Origin of the sequence: Streptomyces tateyamensis, from assembly GCF_003205575.1 — a bacterium.
GTDB lineage: Bacteria > Actinomycetota > Actinomycetes > Streptomycetales > Streptomycetaceae > Kitasatospora > Kitasatospora tateyamensis.
On record NZ_PYBW01000137.1, the window covers coordinates 1 to 16,202 of the forward strand.

The following is a 16,202-nucleotide window of genomic DNA, read 5'->3' on the forward strand; positions in this document are numbered from 1 at the left end:
TCAAACCCGCAGCGGTTCATAGGAGAGCGTGGCGTGGTGGCGCAGGGTGCGCTGGGTGAGTCCGGCGGCGTTGGCGATCTCGCGGCGCAGGTGGGTGGTGAAGCGGGCCCACAGGGCGGGGGCGTGGGCGTTCCACAGCACCGCGCCGGTGTAGTCGTACCGCTGCGGGTTCAGCGGGGTGCCGAGGAGTGGGTCGCCGTCGGCGTGCCGGGTGCCGCAGGTGCAGGGGGTGGTGCCGGGTTGGTTGTGGACGGGGCCGAAGCCGGGGGCGGTGAGGGTGGCGAAGACGCGGGGGTGAGTCGCGACGCTGGTGGGGATGGTCTTGCCGCCGCGTAGTCCGGCGGCGATGAGCTGGTAGGTGTCGTAGCGGTAGAGGGTGGAGCAGGCGGGGCAGCGGGTGGTGCGGCGGTTGCCGCAGCGCAGCAGGAGTTCGCCGGCGGGCAGGTGGCGGGTGTCGAGGTGGTCGAGGATCTGGCCGGTGGCGGTGTCCAGGCGGGTGCGGTGTCCGGTCATGCGGATCGGGCGGGTGCAGCCGCCCAGTGAGCCGATCTGGCGGGCCAGGGGTGCGAGGTATCCGGCGGCGGCGAGCTTTGCCAGCCTGGCGGTCAGTCGCGCCCGGCGTTCCAGCGCCGAGTTCCTGTTCGCGGACGTGTCGGGGCTGGTGGTGAGCGCCGGTGCGGCGAACGCCGCGCTGGCGGGAGTGGAGGTGGTTGCGGGGGTGGGGAGTTGGAGCTGCGCGGGCATGGGGACAGACCTCCGGCAGGAGTCGGGAGAAGAGGAGAGGCGATTGAGGGGTGACCCGGGTGGTCGGCGCACGTGGGCACGGTGCGCGTGGCGGCGGGCGCGGATGGTGGGCCGGGGACGTCTGGCCTGGTCAGCGGTGGTGTTCACCAGCGGTGCGTGAAGGTAGCATCGCTTCAAGCGCGCATTCAAGTACATCCCTCCTCATCTGTTTCGGTGGGCGGTGGGGACGCGAGTACTGTGGCCCCGGTCTTCCGTTTTGGACGGGCCGGATTTCGGTGGTAGAGACGCAGAGAAAGCGGGGTGACCTGCGGTGACGGTGGGGCGGCGGGGACGTAGACCTGCAGGTGGCACGGTGTTGCTGACGTTCGAGGTCATCGCCGAGGCCCTGCGGGAGCGGATCCGCTCCGGGGAGCTGAAGCCGGGGGACGCGCTGCCGACGCAGGCCGTGTTGATGGCGGAGTACGGGGCCTCCAGCCTGTCCGTGCAGAAGGCCATGGCCCTGCTGAAGCAGGACGGTTACGCGATCTCCCGCCCCGGCAAGGGAGCCTTCGTCGCACACCCCGACTCCGACGCCGAGGGTGACTCAGGTGACGGGGAGGCGGGGAACACGCCCGTCGGAGGGACGGCGGCGCGCGTCAAGGCGCTGGAGCTGGCACTGGCCGAGACGCTTGATCAGCTCACCGCTCTGCGTGCCCGCGTCGAGGCCCTCGAAGCGGGGGGCACCGAGCGAGGTTGCTGACCCGTCGCCCGCTGGACCGCCAGGGGCTGGAGCTGTGCATCCAGATTTTCTCTACGAGTTTCAAGGCGGTGCCCCGCCGTCTGAGCTGGCCGAACGCCGCCGACCGACCCGTTATCGGGCGTTCAGCCGTTGCCCGCATTGAGTGCCGGTGGAGCCAGCAAGCCGAATCCGGAACACTGCCCGGCCGGGTGCCCGCAGGGAGCAAGTTGTGGGGTAAGCGCTGCTTACCCCAGCACCGCCCAGGGTCTGTCCGGTGCCGGTGCAGGCGGTGCACGTGAGCGGGGTTCCGTGGCTGGTCAGGGTCATGCCGCGTCCCTGGCAGGGGCGGCAGAACAGGGCGCGGTCGAGAACGCCGGAGGAGTCGGCGGACTTGGTGGCGTACTTGGCCACGTCGGCGCCGATCTCGCGCACGTCGAGCTGTTCGCCCCAGGCGAGTTCGCGTTCCCCGACCGCGTCCGAGCCGATTCTCTGATCGAGACGCGGGCGGCGGCTCGGATGGCGTCTGCGAGCAGGGTCACGGTGGCAGACGGGGGCGGTGGCTGGGTGCTTCCGTCCGGGCCGTCGAGGCGGATCACGGCGTGGAAGTGGACCAAGCGGCGCTTCTGGTACTCGGCGACCTTGGCGAAGGACACGCGTAGCACCGCGCGGGCCGCCTTCTGGGTCAGGCCCAGCCGGGCGGCGATCTCGCGGCGCAGGTAGATCGTGAAGCGCGCCCACAGGGCTCCGGCGTGGGCGTTGAACAGCACCGCGCCCGGGTAGTCGTAGGTCTTCGGGTCCAGCGGTGTGCCGAGCAGCGCGTCCGCGGGTTCGTGGCGCTTGCCGCAGCGGCCGGGCCACAGGACACCGCCCGCGTCGGTGGGGCGGTTGTGGACGGGGCCGCAGGACGGCGCGGTGAGTGTGGTGAACACGCGGGGTGGGGGCGGACGGTGTCCGGCTCGCTCTTGCCGCCGACCAGGCCTTCCCGAATCAGTTGGAAGGTGTCAGCGGCGTAGACGCCGGAGCAGGCCGGGCGGCGCGAGGCGCGGCGGTTTCCGCAGGCCGTCAGCAGACTGCCCGTGGGCTCGTCGGCGGTGGTGTATGAGCGCAGTATCTCGCCGGTTGCGGTGTCGATGGTGGTGGTCTGGCCGAGCAGGCGTACGGGTTCGGTGCAGCCGCCGAGGCGGTTGATCTGCTGGTGTGCGCGGTCGAAGTCGGGCAGGTTGACCAGGTGGATCAGGTCCCGCACGGCGGGGCTTGCCACGTGGCGCAGGTCCAGGGTGACCATGTCGGGGCGTGTCCCTTCTGTCGGGTGGGGTGGCCCCGAGCAGCAACCAGCCAGTCAGGAAGGCGTGTTGGTGCTGCTCGGGGCATGGGAAGCCGAGCCCGGTCGGGTGGGGTCGGTCAGGTGGGGAAGGGGCCGGCGGGGCTCAGGCGGAGAGTTGAGCGTGTGCGGTGGTGGCCAGCGGCAGCGTGACGCGCAGGCGCCCCTTCAGCTGACCGGGCGTGATGTGCTGGCCCTGTTCGGCGTGGTGCGTCTCTGCGATCAGCAGGGCCTCGGGGACGGCCGGGAGCGTGGCGGAGGCGGTCGGTTTGGCCAGCACGGGAGCGGGCACGGACTCAGCGGCAAGGAGCACAGCCGGGGCAGGCGCCGGCCCGGAGGGCCGTGCAAGACGGGTTCCGGTGCGGGGTCGGGCGATGTGGGTCCGGCAGGTGTTGCACGGCCGGAACCGGGGACGGGGCCTCGGCCGGGTTCTGCGTGCTCAGGGCGTGAGAGTGGCGTAGGAACTGCGGGCTGACCTGGCCCCAGCCGAGAAGCAGCAGCGGGGCGACCGTATCGACAGCAGCGCGGCCGTAGTGTCCGACCGTCAGGGATTCGGCGACGTTCAGGGCCAGGGTCAGCAGGCCGCACCGGTGCATCAGACGGGTTGCGGCCGTCAGCTCCTCCTGCGGGATGCAGCGCAGGGACAGCGAGCGCAGACCGACGAGGAGCACCAGGGACCTGGACGGGCGAGCGCCGGGGCGGGCGTGGTGGTGGAGGTTCGCGGGATCACGCCCCGTGCGCACTTCGCGCGCCTGGTGGACGGGTTGGCGGCGCTGTGGTGTTCGGCGAGTCGGCTGCCGTTGGGGGAACTGCAGGCGGACTGGCTGGCGCACTACCTCACAGGGGAGGACGCGGTGCAGCGGGCGGAGCGGTGGCTGCACCGCGAGGGCGGGTTCGCGGTGATGGTGGCCGTGTGGGAGGAGGCGGTGATGATAAGCCTCCGGGCGGCGGAGCCGAGCGGTTCCTGTGGGTAGAAACCACGTAGTCCTGACCGCCGAACCCTTGCGGCGCCGCCGGGTCAGGCGCCCGCGCGCAGGTCCTGCCAGGCGCCCGCGCGCAGGGCCTTCAACCGGGCCACGTCGGCAGCGTGGCCGAAGCCCGGGGCGGCCGAGCGGTCGGGGGTCTCCAGGATCAGCGGGACGCCGACGGTTGCCGGGTGCCGGAACAGCTCGGCGAAGGGTGCGGCGCCCACGTGGCCGTCGCCGATGTTGGCGTGGCGGTCCTTGCGGGCGCCGGCCACGTCCTTGGAGTCGTTGGCGTGGATCAGGCGCAGCCGGCCCGGGCCCACGGTGTCGGTCAGGAGTGACAGCGTGTCGGCCATACCGCCGGGTGCGGCCAGGTCGTGGCCGGCCGCGAAGACGTGGCAGGTGTCCAGGCAGATGCCGAGCTTGGGGTGGTGGTCCAGGGCGTCGAAGTACTCGGCGAGGTCCTCGACCCGGGAGCAGAGCGAGGCGCCCTGGCCGGCGGTGGGCTCCAGCAGCAGGTACGGGGAGGAGTCGTCGAGTTCCCGCAGCAGCGGCAGCAGGTCGGCGCGGACCTGGGCCATCGCCTCGGCGCGGCGCTCGGGGGTGATCGAGGAGCCGGTGTGCACGACCACGCCCCGTGCGCCGATGGCCGCGCCGCGCACCAGCGAGTGGCGCAGCGAGAGGACCGAGGCCGACCGGGTCGCGGCCGAGGGCGAGCCGGGGTTGATCAGGTACGGCGCGTGCACGTAGGCGGGGATCCCGCGCTCGGTGCACTGCGCGCGGAACGCCTCGTCCTGTGCGGGGTTGCCGGCCGGGGTCGCCCAGCCGCGCGGGTTGGCGACGAAGACCTGGACCGCCTCGCCGCCGATCTCGTCGTTGTAGGCCAGGCCGGTGCCGACCAGCCCGCGCCCGGCGACAGGGACGTGCGCGCCGATGGGATTGCGATGGTTCACCCCGGAAGGGTGCCACAGCCGCCGGCCACGACAGCGGCGGCCGCCCCCACCGCAGTGGGGACGGCCGCCGTGGTGGGGCAGGTACTAGGCCACGGTGTAGGTGTACGGGAGGGCGGCCAGCACCGACCCGGTGACCTGCATCGCGTTGTTGGCCAGCTGCGTGCCGCCCGGCGTCGTGACCAGGTAGAGCACGCCGTGCACCACGCTGCCCTTGGCGCCCTGCGGCGTCAGGGTCACCGTCAGCTCGCCGCAGTCACCCGGCTTGACGGTCACCGGCGAGGTGGCCGGAGCCGCCGCGTCGTAGGCGAGCGCGTACGGGTCACCGGTGCTGGAGGTCAGCGCCGGGTCGAAGGCCAGGGTGTGCGCGGAGGCCGTCAGCGTGCTGCTGCCGGCGGGGGCGCCCTGCGGGCCGAACGGGCCGATCTGCTGGACGTAGGTGCTCCAGAAGCCCGGCTCCAGCGGCTGCGCGGTGGTGGCGCCCGCCTTGACCGAGGAGATGGTCGAGCCGTTCTGCGCCTTCGTCAGGTCACCGAACAGGTCGGGCGAGCCGGTCGGGCCGGAGAGCTCGAACTGCGCCTTGGTGGTGGAGGCCGCGACCCCGGTCAGCTGGTCGGTGCCCGGCGGGACCAGGAAGCCCGGCACCAGCGAGCTGGTGGTCAGCGGCAGCGCCACGGTGGCCGAGGTGCCCAGCGGCACCAGCGGCAGGTTGACCCGCTTGGTCAGCCGCCCGTCGGCCTGGACCTGCTGGACGCCGGCGGTGTTGTTGGTGTAGGTCACCGTCACGTTGACCGGCTTGCCCGCGGCCAGCTTGGTCGCCGCCGAGTTCGGCAGGCCGGGCGCGTCGGCCCGGTCCTGGTCGAGGCCGATCCGGCCGGTGAAGTCCTGGGCCAGCTCGGCCCCGGAGACCGGGTTGTACACGTTGAGCACGAACCGCCAGCGGCCGGCGGCCGGGTTGACGGCGGTCGCCGAGACCCCGGCGGTGGTGCCGGTGACGGCGCCGGTGGCGTCCAGCACCGCGTTGGACTCGGCGTCGGCCACGGTGCCGTTGGGGCTGACCAGCACGCCCTGCAGGACCAGGTTCGGGTCCTTGGCCACGGTCAGGCCGACCCGCAGGTCGTGGTGCCCGGCCGGGACGTCGAAGGCCCAGGTGAAGCTCTGGGCGGGCGAGAAGCTGCGGGCGTTGCCACCGGTGATGCTGCCGGTGAAGCTGCCGTCGTTGCCCGCCAGCGGGACCAGGCTGCGCAGCACCACCGGGACGCTGGTGGTGTGGCCGTCGGAGCCGGCGATCACCACGGACTCGGCGGCGTCGCCGCCGGCCGCGGGGGTGGTCAGCTGGACCTTGAGGGTCTTGGACTGACCCGGTGCCAGGTCGGCCACCTGCGGGCTGACCGCACCGGCCGGCACCGCGCGCTGGGTCGAGGTGTCCAGCTGCACCGGGCCGGTGAAGCCCTTGGCGCCGGCGGGGGTGTAGAGCACGGCGGTCCAGTCACCCGCGGCGGGGTGCGGGACGTCGACGATGCCCCAGTTCGGCGAGACCGCGCCGCCCTGCGGACGGGTGTTGGTCTCGAACCGGCCCGACGGGTCGAGCAGGGTGAGCCGGACCACGGGGGTGACGGTCGCGTTGCCCGCCTGCTGAGCCTTGCCCTGCCAGGCGATGGTGGCCGCCAGGCGGTCGGCGCCGGTCGGCACGTTGAACTTCACCAGGTGCGCGACCCAGGGCGCGCCGTTGGTGGCGTAGGAGAACGGCTGGTCCTTGGTGGAGTCCAGCTGCACGGTCTGCTGCGCGTCGCCCAGCGGTGCCAGCACCCGGGTCGAGGCGGAGACCGTCCGGGCCTCGGCGCTGGTGTTGACCACGGTGACGTCGGCGGTGCGGGTCGAGCCCGGCTGGCCGGTCAGGTCGATCTGACCGGTCGTCACCTGCACCGTCGAGCTGTCGGCGGACGGGCTCTGGTAGCCGCGCGCGGCCTCGACGGCGGCGCGCACGTCCAGCAGGCCCGCACCCTGCTCCTGGGCCGGCAGTCCGAGGTCGTCGGCGGTGCCGGTGAGGAACTTCTTGACCAGTTCGGGGGTGGGCGACTGGCCGTGGTGCGCGTCGCGGAAGGCCTGGATCACCACGGCGGCCGCACCCGCGGTCAGCGGGGCCGACTGGCTGGTGCCGCCGAACGGCTGGACGCCGGTGCCCTGGCCGTTGTAGTTGGTGCACTCGGTGTAGATCGAGGTGTCGGGCGAGCAGAGCGCCCAGTCCGACTCGCCCGGGGCGACCAGGTCGACGGTGCGCCCGGCCTGGGTGATGCCGCCCGAGGAGAGCGCCGAGATCCGGCTGTTGTCCCAGCTGCCGTTGGAGAACTTGAAGGCCGCGTACCCGGTCTGGGCGTACGACTGGTTGTCCGTCGAGGCCCCGGTGGAGATCACCTTGGGGTCGGTGGACGGGGTGCCGACGGTGCCGTTGATCCCGGCGTCACCGGAGGAGACGGTGACCGTGACACCGGCGGCGACCGCCATGTCGTTGAAGAGCGAGATGGTGTCGTGCGCACCGGAGTCCGGGGTCACGTTGGAGCCGAAGGACTCGTTCAGCACGTCCACGTGCGCGACCGTGACCGCGTAGTCGATGGACTGCAGGATGGCCGAGTTCGGGAACAGGTCGCCGCCGGCCTTGAGGGCCACCAGCGAGGCGCCCGGCGAGATGCCCTTGATCCGGATGGTGCAGCCGGGGGGCAGCGGGTGGGACGGGTTGACGAACTGCGACAGGTCGTAGCTCTCCCGGCCCTGGGCGACCATCGCGGAGGCGTCGCCGAAGGCCTCGGCCGCGCCGGAGGGGGCGAAGAACCCCTGGCCGGAGAAGTCCTGGTAGTCGACGACGGCGTGCGAGCCGTCGGGCCGGATGAAGTCCGGGTTGTTCGGGTCCAGGCCGTCGGCGATGTAGGCGACCTTGACGCCGGTGCCGTCCGCGATCTCGTGCGCGCCGGGGGCGCCGGGACGGCTCTCGGTGTGCGTGGTGTACAGCGCCTCGGGCTCCAGCAGCGGCTTGCCGGGGTCGCTCGGGCAGACCGCGCCCGGGTCCTGGGCGTCGCCCTGCTTGGCCGCCGGGGTGGTGGCGGCCTTGGCCGGCGCGCTGCCGGTGGCGGCGTCGGCCGCGGTGGGCTTGGCGGCCGGCGGGGCGACCTTGACCGTCTCGTCCGCGATCACCGCCGCGACCGCCGGGTCGGCGGTGAGCTGGGCCCGCAGCGCGGGGCTCACGGTGGCCGAGAAGGCGTTGCCGACCACGAAGCTCTTGATGCCGGTGCCGCCGTTCGCCCTGACCTTGGCGAGCAGCGGGGCCTGGGCCTGACCGGTGGCCTTGCGGCGGGCGTCCAGGTGGCCGGAGTCGGCCGGCGTGCTGGAGAGCTGGTCCTTGAGGATCACGATCACCGGGGCCGGTGCGCCGCTCTCCGACGCCGCCTGGGCGTTCGGAGCGGGGGCGGTCGGAGCGCCGCTGGCACTGGTCCCGAAGGAGAGCACCAGGGACGCGGCGGTGAGCGTGACGGCTGCGAGCTGAGTCTTGCGCCAGCCGATCATGAACATCCCTTCGTCTGATAAGACGTCAGGGGGCGCGCCCAGAGCGCGCGTACCGGGGTCGGACGCACGCGTGCCCTCTGGAACGCCCGTCCCGACAAGCTCACGCATTCCATCGCGTCACCGTCCTGACCACAAGGGGTCAATAGCCAGAATGAATGACAGTCAGACGGGTCCGACTGTCCGATAGCCGGACAATTGCAGATCATGGCAGGTGTTCGAAGGCCACCACGCCGGGCCCGGCCCAGGAAGATCGGAACTTAACCGTTCGGCGCACGGGAATTACGGAGGACATGACCCTCGATCACCTCAGCACCGTCCCCGACGCGTTGCGCCGCTCGGCCGCCCGCACCCCCGGGCGGACGGCCCTGCGCTTCGCCGACCGCAGCTGGAGCTACCGGGCGCTCGACCAGGCCGTCACCCGGCTGGCCGGCCATCTGCTGGCCCGCGGCCTGCGACCGGGCCGCAGGGTCGCGGCACTGGGCCGCAACTCCGACGCCTACCTGCTGCTCTTCCTGGCCTGCGGCCGGGCCGGCCTGGTGCACGTGCCGGTCAACTACAACGCCACCGGTGCCGAACTGCGGTACTTCACCGAGCAGTCCGGCAGCGCGCTGCTGGTGCACGACACCGAGTACGCCGAGCGGGCCGCCGCGCTGGCCCCGCTGCCCGCGGTGGACTTCGCCGAGCTGCTGGAGGTGGCGGGCCACGGGCCGGTCCCCGAAATCGCGGTGACGGTCCGGGACACCGACCTGCTGCAGCTGCTCTACACCTCCGGCACCACCGCCGCTCCCAAGGGCGCGATGATGACGCACCGGGCGCTGCTGCACGAGTACCTGTCGGCGATCGTCGCCCTCGACCTGACCGAGCGGGACCGGCCGCTGCACGCGCTGCCGCTCTACCACTCCGGACAACTGCACGTCTTCCTGCTGCCCTACCTGCTGCTGGGGGCGGAGAACCTGCTGGTGCAGGCGCCGGAGCCGGGTGAGCTGCTGGACCGGCTGGCGGGCAAGCGGATCACCAGCTTCTTCGCGCCGCCGACCGTGTGGACGGCGATCGAGGCGCACCCGCGGTTCCGCGGCGCTGACCTGAGCGCGCTGGCCAAGGCGTACTACGGGGCCTCGATCATGCCCGGGCCGGTGCTGGAGCGGCTGCGTGCGGCGCTGCCCGCGACGGGGTTCTACAACGCCTTCGGGCAGTCCGAGATCGGGCCGCTGACCACGGTGCTGCGCCCCGAGGAGCACCGGGAGCGGCCCACCTCGGCCGGGCGGACCGTGCTCTTCGTCGAGGCCAAGGTGGTGGACCAGGCGGGGGCGGAGGTGGCACCCGGCGAGGTGGGGGAGATCCTCTACCGCTCGCCGCAGCTGTGCACCGGGTACTGGGACAAGCCGCAGGAGAGCGCGGAGGCCTTCGACGGGGAGTGGTTCCACTCCGGGGACCTGGTGCGGCGCGACGCCGAGGGCTACGTGTACGTGGTGGACCGGCTCAAGGACGTGATCAACACGGGCGGGGTGCTGGTCGCCTCCCGCGAGGTGGAGGACGCGCTGTACGGGCACCCGGCGGTGGTCGAGGCGGCGGTGATCGGCCTGCCCGACCCGCACTGGATCGAGGCGGTCACCGCGGTGGTGGTGACCCGCGAGGAGGTCAGCGCGGCCGAGCTGATCGCCTGGGCGCGCGAGCGGCTGCCCGCGTACAAGACGCCCAAGGCGGTGCACTTCGCTGCCGAGCTGCCGAAGAACGCCTCCGGCAAGCTGCTCAAGCGCGACCTGCGCGAGCGGCTGACCGGCTCGGGGGACGCCTGGTGACATTCCGTCTGGCGGTGCTCGGCCGTGGTTCAGCCGGTGGCGCCGAGCGGTAGCTCCAGCTCGAACCAGACCAGCTTGCCGCGCGGCGTGGCCCGGCTGCCCCAGCGGTGCGCGAGCTCGTTGACCAGGTGCATGCCGCGACCGCCCTCGTCGTCCTCCAGGGCGCGGCGCAGCCGCGGCGCGTGACCGTCCACGTCGGAGACCTCGACGGTCAGCGCCTGGTTGCGGAAGAGCCGCAGCTGGGTGGGGGCGCCGGCGTGCACCAGGGCGTTGGTCACCAGTTCGCTGGTGAGCAGCTCGGCCTGGTCCGCCAGCGCGGCCAGCCCCCACTCGTGCAGGGTCTCGCGGACGAACCGGCGGGCGTGGCCGACCAGCGCCCGGTCGCCGGTCAGCCCCAGGGTGGCGATCCGGTCCGGGCCGATCCGCCCGGCCCGCGCCATGATCACCGCGATGTCGTCCTCCCGGGTGCTGGTGACCAGGGTGGACAGCACCGCGTCGCAGGACTCCTCCAGCCCGCCGTGCTGCTCGGCCACGGTGGTCCGCAGCAGCTCCAGCCCCTCGTCCAGGTCCCGGTCGCGCCGCTCCACCAGACCGTCGGTGCACAGCACCACCAGGCCCTCGGGCGGCAGCTGGAAGTCCACGCTCTCGAACGGCACCCCGCCGACCCCGAGCGGCGCGCCCGACGGCAGTTCGAGCAGGGTCAGCGTGCCGTCCGGCGCGCTGACCAGCGGTGGCACGTGCCCGGCGCAGGCCGCGGTGCAGACCAGGTCCACCGGGTCCAGCACCACCACCACGCAGGTCGCGTACAGGCCCTCGGCGGCGCCTTCGCCGGCCGTGGCCGCGGCCTCGTCCAGCCGTCGCAGCACCCGGGCCGGGTCCATGTCCAGGGTGATCAGGGTCCGTGCCACGGTGCGCAGTTGGCCCATCATGGCGGCCGCCCGCAGGCCGTGTCCGGTGACGTCGCCGACCACCAGCGCGACCCGCCCGCAGGGCAGCGGCACCACGTCGAACCAGTCGCCGCCGACCTCGGTCAGCGAGCTGGCCGGCAGGTACCGGTAGGCGATCTCCAGCCCCGGCGGGTCGTGCACCTGCTGCGGCAGCAGGCTGCGCTGCAGGGTCAGCGCGGTGTCCCGCTCGCGCCGGTAGAGCCGGGCGTTGTCCATGCAGACCGCCGCCCGCGCCGCCAGCTCCTCGGCGAGCGCGACGTCGGCCGCGGTGAACGGCTCCGGGTTGTTGCGCAGCCGCATGAACTCGGCGCCGCCCAGCACCCGGCCGCGGGCCACCAGCGGGACCATCAGGTAGGAGTGGATGCCGGACTCCAGCGCGGGCTGGATCCGGTCCGGCGAGGCCACGATGGTGGCCAGACTCGCCTCGTCCACCTCGGCCACCAGGATCGACCGGCCGCTGCGCAGACTCTGCGCGTACAGTGCGGCGGACTGCGAGACCCCGCCCACCGGGTCGGCGGCGCCGGTGAGCTGGCCGCCGGGGCTGCCCACCCCGTGGGTGCCGATCTCGCCGACCGCCACCGCCCGCAGGGTGGCCGGTCCGAAGGCCGGCACCACCGGCGTTCCCTCGCCGGTCAGGACCGGCTCCAGCAGGTCCACGGTGACGAAGTCGGCGAACCGCGGGATCACCACGTCGACCAGCTCCTCGGCGGTGCGCGGCAGGTCGAGCGTGGTGCCGATCCGGCCGCCGGCCTCGTTGAGCAGCGCCAGGCGTCCGGTGGCCGCGTGCGCCTCGTCCAGCGCCTTGCGCCGGTCCTCGGCGGCCACCCGCTCCAGGGTGTAGAGCCGGGCGTTGTCGATCGCCACCGCGGCCCGCGAGGCCAGCTCGTCGCCGAGCGTGATGTCCGCCTCGGCGAAGGACTCCCGCTCGCCGCGCCGGGAGTAGACCACCATGCCGAGCACCGTGCCGCGGGCCACCAGCGGGGTGATCCGCACCGAGCGGGACCGCCGGCCCAGGTACCGGCGCAGCGAGACCTGGTCCAGGCCGGTGGTCAGCGCCGGCAGCTCCCAGGACGGCACCACCACGGTGCGGGCGGTGGTCATCGCCCGGGCGTAGGGGGAGTCGGCCTGCACCTCGTAGACCGCGTCCACCGGCAGCACCTGCCGCGGGTAGGACGGGTCGGAGGCGGCCAGCGCGAGCCGGCGCACCCGGGTCACGCCGTCGTCCGGGGCCCCGGTGACCAGCCGGTCCAGCGCGAAGACCCCGCTCAGGTCGGCCACCCGGGGCACCATCGCGTCGGCCAGCTCCCGGGCGGTGGTGTGCAGGTCCAGCGTGGTGCCGATCGAGGCGGTGGCGTCCACCAGCAGGGTGAGCCGCTCCTGGGCCCGGGCGGCGGCCGACTCGGCGCGGAAGCGGTCGGTGACGTCCACGATGGTCGAGGAGACCCCGTGCACCTGGCCCGGCGGGTCCTCCAGCCGGAAGTAGGAGGCGGACCAGGCGTGGTCCCGGCCCGGGTCGCCCGGGGTGCGGCCGTGCGAGCGGGCGTCCAGCACCGGCTCGCCGGTGGTCAGCACGTACCGCATCACCGCCTCGATCTCGGTGCCGTTGATCCCGGGCAGGATCTCGGTGATCCGCCGGCCCAGGTGCTCGGCCACCGTGACGCCGTTGACCTGGGCCAGCGCCTCGTTGAGGCGGACGAAGCGCAACTGGTCGTCGTAGACCGCCATGCCGACCGGGGACTGGTTGAAGAAGCCGTCCAGCACCGCGAGGTCGGCCTGGATCCGGCGCAGCACCGTGACGTCGGAGGCGACCGCGAGCACCAGCGGCACGCCGCCCGGGCCGCTCAGCGGGTGGGTGCGGAACTCCAGGTTGACGAAGTGGCCCGCCCGGTGGAGCACCGGGAAGACCCCGGACCAGTGTCGGCCGGCCAGGATCTCCTGGAAGAGCTCCAGCACCTCCGGGCGCTGCTCGTCGGTGGCCAGGATCTGGGCGGCGGGGGCGCCGACCGCCTCCTCGGCGGTGTAGCCGAGCAGCGCCTCGGCGTCCGGGCTCCAGTGCAGGATCCGGCCGTCGCCCTGGATCAGCGCGGTGGCGATCGGGATCACCAGGGGGCTGTCGACGCGGCCGGGCTCGCCGTCCGTCGCGGGGCGACGGCCGGGGTCACCGCTGCCCGGCTCCCGCTCGACTTCGTCCATGCGGCCACCCGTTCCGAGTGCGTGTCCTGCCGTGCCATTTTCCCACCGGGGTGGCGCGCGCGACCTGGTGGGGAGAGCGGGCGCAGGGGTCGGGCGGTCGCGCTGCGTGAGGGGGCCGCCGGGGCCGGGGCCGCACCGCGGCGGGGACGGGTGCGCGGGGGTCACCCGGTTGGCGGATACCGCCGCGCTGCTCGGGCCGCGGAGCGGTTCGGCCACCGCCTGGCGTGGGGGCGGGCCTACGGGTTCTGCCGTGCGGCGCTCGGGGCCGGCGTGCCGACGGGCAGGGGGAGCAGGTGGCGGCCGGTCAGGTGGCCGACCCAGTGGCGGTGGCACTCGGGGCAGGCCGGGGCGCCGGCCGTCGAGTAGGGGGAGGCGGCGGGGACGCCCGCGCGGGAGAAGACCTCCCAGTCGGCGCCCTCCTCGTCGCGGTAGTGCTGTACGTCGTAGTCCGCGGTCCACCGGTGCCAGCAGTGCCCGCAAGTGAACTCGACGTTTTCCACGGCCAGTTCGGTGATCATGGCGACACTCCCTGGGTCGGGGCGGCCACCGGTCGGGCAATCGGCGCACATCACCCCGTACCGGTCATGAAACTCCGATCAGTGGCCGCTGGCAAGGGCCGCAACGCTGACAGCCAGTCACCGGCTGAACTAGCATGAACGACATCTATCGCTGGGTCCGCGCGTGCTGGATCGGCACGTGGGCGGACCAGGAGGTGTGGGATGACGGGAGCTGACGCCGCCGGGCCGACCGGCGTCGAGGCGAGTGCGACGAAAACGCTGGCGGAGAAGATCGACGGCCTGTTCCAGGTGGTCCGCCGGCCCAACCGGGAGCAGTACAGCCACGAGGAGGTCGCCAAGGCGTGTCGGGAGGCCACCGGTGAGACCTTCTCGGCCACCTACCTGTGGCAGTTGCGCACCGGCCGGCGCGACAACCCGACCAAGCGGCACCTGGAGGCGCTGGCCCAGTTCTTCCAGGTGCCGGTGGCCTACTTCTTCGACGACGACCAGGGCGCGGCGATCGCGCAGGAGCTGGAGTTGCTCGGCGCGCTGCGCGACGCGGGGGTGCGCAGCGTGGCGCTGCGCGCGGTCAACCTGTCGCCGGAGGGGGTGGGCACGATCAGCGACCTGATCGACGTGATCGCACGGCGCGAAGGCGGCGCGAAGTAGCAGTGGGTGGCGCGTCGCGGGGGCGGCGCCACCTGGACCGGCAGGGGCCCGCGAGCGGGTGGCAGAGGGGGAGGCGCGGCGGTGCGGACCGGCCCGGCAGGGCGCTCGGAGCGGCAGCAGCTGTGGGAGCGCTGCCGAACGGTCGCCGACTCCCTCCAACTGCCGGTGCCGTTCGACGCGGCCCGTTTCATCGCGGCGCTGGCCGAGCGGCGCGGCAGGCCGATCGACCTGGTCCCGGTCACCGGCCGGCCGCAGCTGCCCTGCGGTCTGCTGGTGACCACGGACACCGCCGACTGCATCCTGTACGCCGCGGACACGACCGAACTGCACCAGCAGCACATCCTGTTGCACGAGGCCGCCCACCTGATCTGCGGGCACCCCGAGAGCGCGCCCGCCGCCGCGAGCGCGGCCCGCACCCTGCTGCCCAACCTCTCGGGGGCGCTGGTCGCCCGGGTGCTGGGCCGCACGGTGTACAGGGAACCGCAGGAGCGGGAGGCCGAGTTGCTCGCCTCGATGATCCTGCACCGGGCCCAGCAGAGCGTCGGCCCGGCCGCCCCGCAGGGCAACTGGGTGGACGCCGTGTTCGGGCGGGCCGAGGACAGCGGGACCGGGCCGCACGGTGGTTGAGCTCGGCGGCGCGGCCCTGGCCGCCTACCTGTCCGGCGCCCTCCTGCTGTTCTTCTCCGGCCGGCAGCTCGCCGCGGTGCGAATGCGCCCGCAGGACGCGGTGCACCGGTACGTGGCCGCCTTCGGGATCTGCATGGGCGTGGCGCTGGTCGCGCTGGCCCCGGCCTCGCTGACCGAGCTGTCCGCGCTCAGCGGTGGCGAGCAGCCGGTGCTGCTGGCCGACGACACGCTGCGCACCGGGGCGGAGAGCCTGCTGGTCCTGATCGCGCTGGCGCTCGAGGCGCGCAACCTGGGGGCGCCGGCCGACGGGCGGCGGCTGCGCGGGCGGCTGCGGGTCCATCAACTGGCGGCGCTGGCCGTGCCGGTGACCATGGCGGCGCTCTTCGGGGCGGCGCACATCGCGGCCCGCGGCGGCGAGTTGGAGGTGCGCGGCAGCGGGCGCTGGCTGCTGGCCGGGTACGACACGCTGTTCGCCGGGTACGCGGTGGCCTGCCTGTGGGTGCTCGGCGCGGTGCTCACCCGGCAGACCGGGCGGGCGGCTCCCGGCCTGCTGCGCACCGGCCTGCGGCTGATGCGGGCGGCCGCGGTACTCGGCGTGGGGTGGAGCCTGTGGACGGTGGACGACATCGCGGCCGTCCTGGCCCACGGTCGGCAGAGCGGCGGCGAGGACACTCCGTCGCTCGTGCTCGGCGCGCTCTGCGCGGCCCTGACCGTCGGCGGCGCCAGCGCCACGGTCTGGGGCGGCGCACGGTGGAGCCGGCGGCTCGGGACACCGCTGCGCCAGCACCGGGCCCGGCGGCAGCACCGGGCGCTGGAGCCGCTCTGGTCCGCACTGCTGGCGGCCGCGCTGGAGACCCGGCGGGCCGGACGCCGCCCGGCCGGTGAGCCGGCTGCGGGCCGGGCGCCCCAACCGGTGCCCGTGACCGGCACGGTGGCGGCCGAGGCGGCCTGGCTGCTCCGGGTGGCCGGCGCCTTCGCGCACGCCCCGGCGGTGGCGGAGGTCCGCGGTCGGACCCGCGCCGCCTGCGACTAGCGCCTGTCCGGCGGCTGCCTATTCGGGCAGGTCCGGGGGCTCCGGCAGCTGCGGCGGCTGCGCGAGGTGGCGGAACTCGGGCTCGTGCGGGTCCGGCAGGTGGCGTAGCTCGGGCAGGTGGGGGATGTCCGGGAGGTGGGACAGTTCGGGCAGGTGCGGGGGCCCCGGCAGGCGGGGCGGG

General features: G+C 73.7%; 11 protein-coding genes and 2 pseudogenes. 6 read left to right on the forward strand and 7 right to left on the reverse strand.

Translation table 11 applies throughout. From position 1 onward, the window contains the following. Nucleotides 1-18: 18 nt before the first annotated feature. Nucleotides 19-744 (reverse strand): annotated as a pseudogene (locus C7C46_RS29100) (replication initiator); the annotation flags it as partial. Between the two features lie 352 nt (nt 745-1,096). Between C7C46_RS29100 and C7C46_RS29105 the strand changes: the two are divergent. After that, a complete protein-coding gene (locus C7C46_RS29105; protein ID WP_245985132.1) occupies nt 1,097-1,483 on the forward strand; it encodes a winged helix-turn-helix domain-containing protein in 387 nt (128 codons plus the stop codon). A 302-nt stretch (nt 1,484-1,785) separates the two neighbouring features. Here the strand turns inward: C7C46_RS29105 and C7C46_RS29110 are convergent. Both C7C46_RS29110 and C7C46_RS34480 read right to left on the reverse strand, forming a co-directional pair. Beyond that, nucleotides 1,786-2,747: pseudogene (locus C7C46_RS29110) on the reverse strand (replication initiator). Nucleotides 2,748-2,889: 142 nt separating this feature from the next. Further along, nucleotides 2,890-3,075, reverse strand: a complete 186-nt coding sequence (locus C7C46_RS34480; protein ID WP_146259249.1) for a hypothetical protein — start codon at nt 3,073-3,075, stop codon at nt 2,890-2,892. Between the two features lie 241 nt (nt 3,076-3,316). Here C7C46_RS34480 and C7C46_RS29115 point away from each other — a divergent pair, with 241 nt between their 5' ends. Beyond that, a complete protein-coding gene (locus C7C46_RS29115; protein WP_110672915.1) occupies nt 3,317-3,757 on the forward strand; it encodes a hypothetical protein in 441 nt (146 codons plus the stop codon). A 44-nt stretch (nt 3,758-3,801) separates the two neighbouring features. On the opposite strand, the gene C7C46_RS29120 is transcribed toward C7C46_RS29115, so the two are convergent. Then, the gene (locus C7C46_RS29120) at nt 3,802-4,701 is read right to left on the reverse strand and encodes a deoxyribonuclease IV (RefSeq protein WP_245985135.1); all 900 of its coding nucleotides are present in this window, start codon (nt 4,699-4,701) and stop codon (nt 3,802-3,804) included. A gap of 84 nt (nt 4,702-4,785) precedes the next feature. Further along, nucleotides 4,786-8,262, reverse strand: coding sequence for a S8 family serine peptidase (locus C7C46_RS29125; RefSeq protein ID WP_245985138.1), 3,477 nt, complete (start codon nt 8,260-8,262; stop codon nt 4,786-4,788). A gap of 284 nt (nt 8,263-8,546) precedes the next feature. Between C7C46_RS29125 and C7C46_RS29130 the strand changes: the two genes are divergently transcribed. Beyond that, a complete protein-coding gene (locus tag C7C46_RS29130; RefSeq protein ID WP_110672917.1) occupies nt 8,547-10,055 on the forward strand; it encodes a fatty acyl-CoA synthetase in 1,509 nt (502 codons plus the stop codon). A 29-nt stretch (nt 10,056-10,084) separates the two neighbouring features. On the opposite strand, the gene C7C46_RS29135 is transcribed toward C7C46_RS29130, so the two are convergent. Together C7C46_RS29135 and C7C46_RS29140 are read right to left on the reverse strand one after the other, a co-directional pair. Beyond that, nucleotides 10,085-13,195: a SpoIIE family protein phosphatase gene (locus C7C46_RS29135; protein ID WP_110672918.1), complete on the reverse strand. Its 3,111-nt coding sequence runs from the start codon at nt 13,193-13,195 to the stop codon at nt 10,085-10,087. A 236-nt stretch (nt 13,196-13,431) separates the two neighbouring features. Beyond that, nucleotides 13,432-13,713: a hypothetical protein gene (locus tag C7C46_RS29140; RefSeq protein WP_181442592.1), complete on the reverse strand. Its 282-nt coding sequence runs from the start codon at nt 13,711-13,713 to the stop codon at nt 13,432-13,434. A 201-nt stretch (nt 13,714-13,914) separates the two neighbouring features. On the opposite strand from C7C46_RS29140, the gene C7C46_RS29145 reads away from it, so the two are divergent. The 3 genes from C7C46_RS29145 (at nt 13,915) to C7C46_RS29155 (ending at nt 16,021) form a co-directional block, all read left to right on the forward strand. Beyond that, the gene (locus C7C46_RS29145) at nt 13,915-14,361 is read left to right on the forward strand and encodes a helix-turn-helix domain-containing protein (protein WP_110672919.1); all 447 of its coding nucleotides are present in this window, start codon (nt 13,915-13,917) and stop codon (nt 14,359-14,361) included. Nucleotides 14,362-14,442: 81 nt separating this feature from the next. Continuing rightward, complete coding sequence (locus tag C7C46_RS29150) at nt 14,443-14,988, forward strand: ParH-like protein (protein WP_220040715.1); 546 nt, start codon at nt 14,443-14,445, stop codon at nt 14,986-14,988. After that, nucleotides 14,981-16,021, forward strand: a complete 1,041-nt coding sequence (locus tag C7C46_RS29155) for a hypothetical protein (RefSeq protein ID WP_110672920.1) — start codon at nt 14,981-14,983, stop codon at nt 16,019-16,021. The genes C7C46_RS29150 and C7C46_RS29155 overlap by 8 nt, the downstream gene beginning before the upstream one ends. The last annotated feature ends 181 nt before the right edge of the window (nt 16,022-16,202 follow it).

Bases quoted from the DNA above. Each gene is read 5' to 3' on its own strand.
- C7C46_RS29135 (WP_110672918.1), bottom strand. From the start codon at position 13,195: ATGGACGAAGTCGAGCGGGAGCCGGGCAGCGGTGACCCCGGCCGTCGC.
- C7C46_RS29130 (WP_110672917.1), top strand. From the start codon at position 8,547: ATGACCCTCGATCACCTCAGCACCGTCCCCGACGCGTTGCGCCGCTCG.
- C7C46_RS29145 (WP_110672919.1), top strand. From the start codon at position 13,915: ATGACGGGAGCTGACGCCGCCGGGCCGACCGGCGTCGAGGCGAGTGCG.
- C7C46_RS29125 (WP_245985138.1), bottom strand. From the start codon at position 8,262: ATGTTCATGATCGGCTGGCGCAAGACTCAGCTCGCAGCCGTCACGCTC.
- C7C46_RS29140 (WP_181442592.1), bottom strand. From the start codon at position 13,713: ATGATCACCGAACTGGCCGTGGAAAACGTCGAGTTCACTTGCGGGCAC.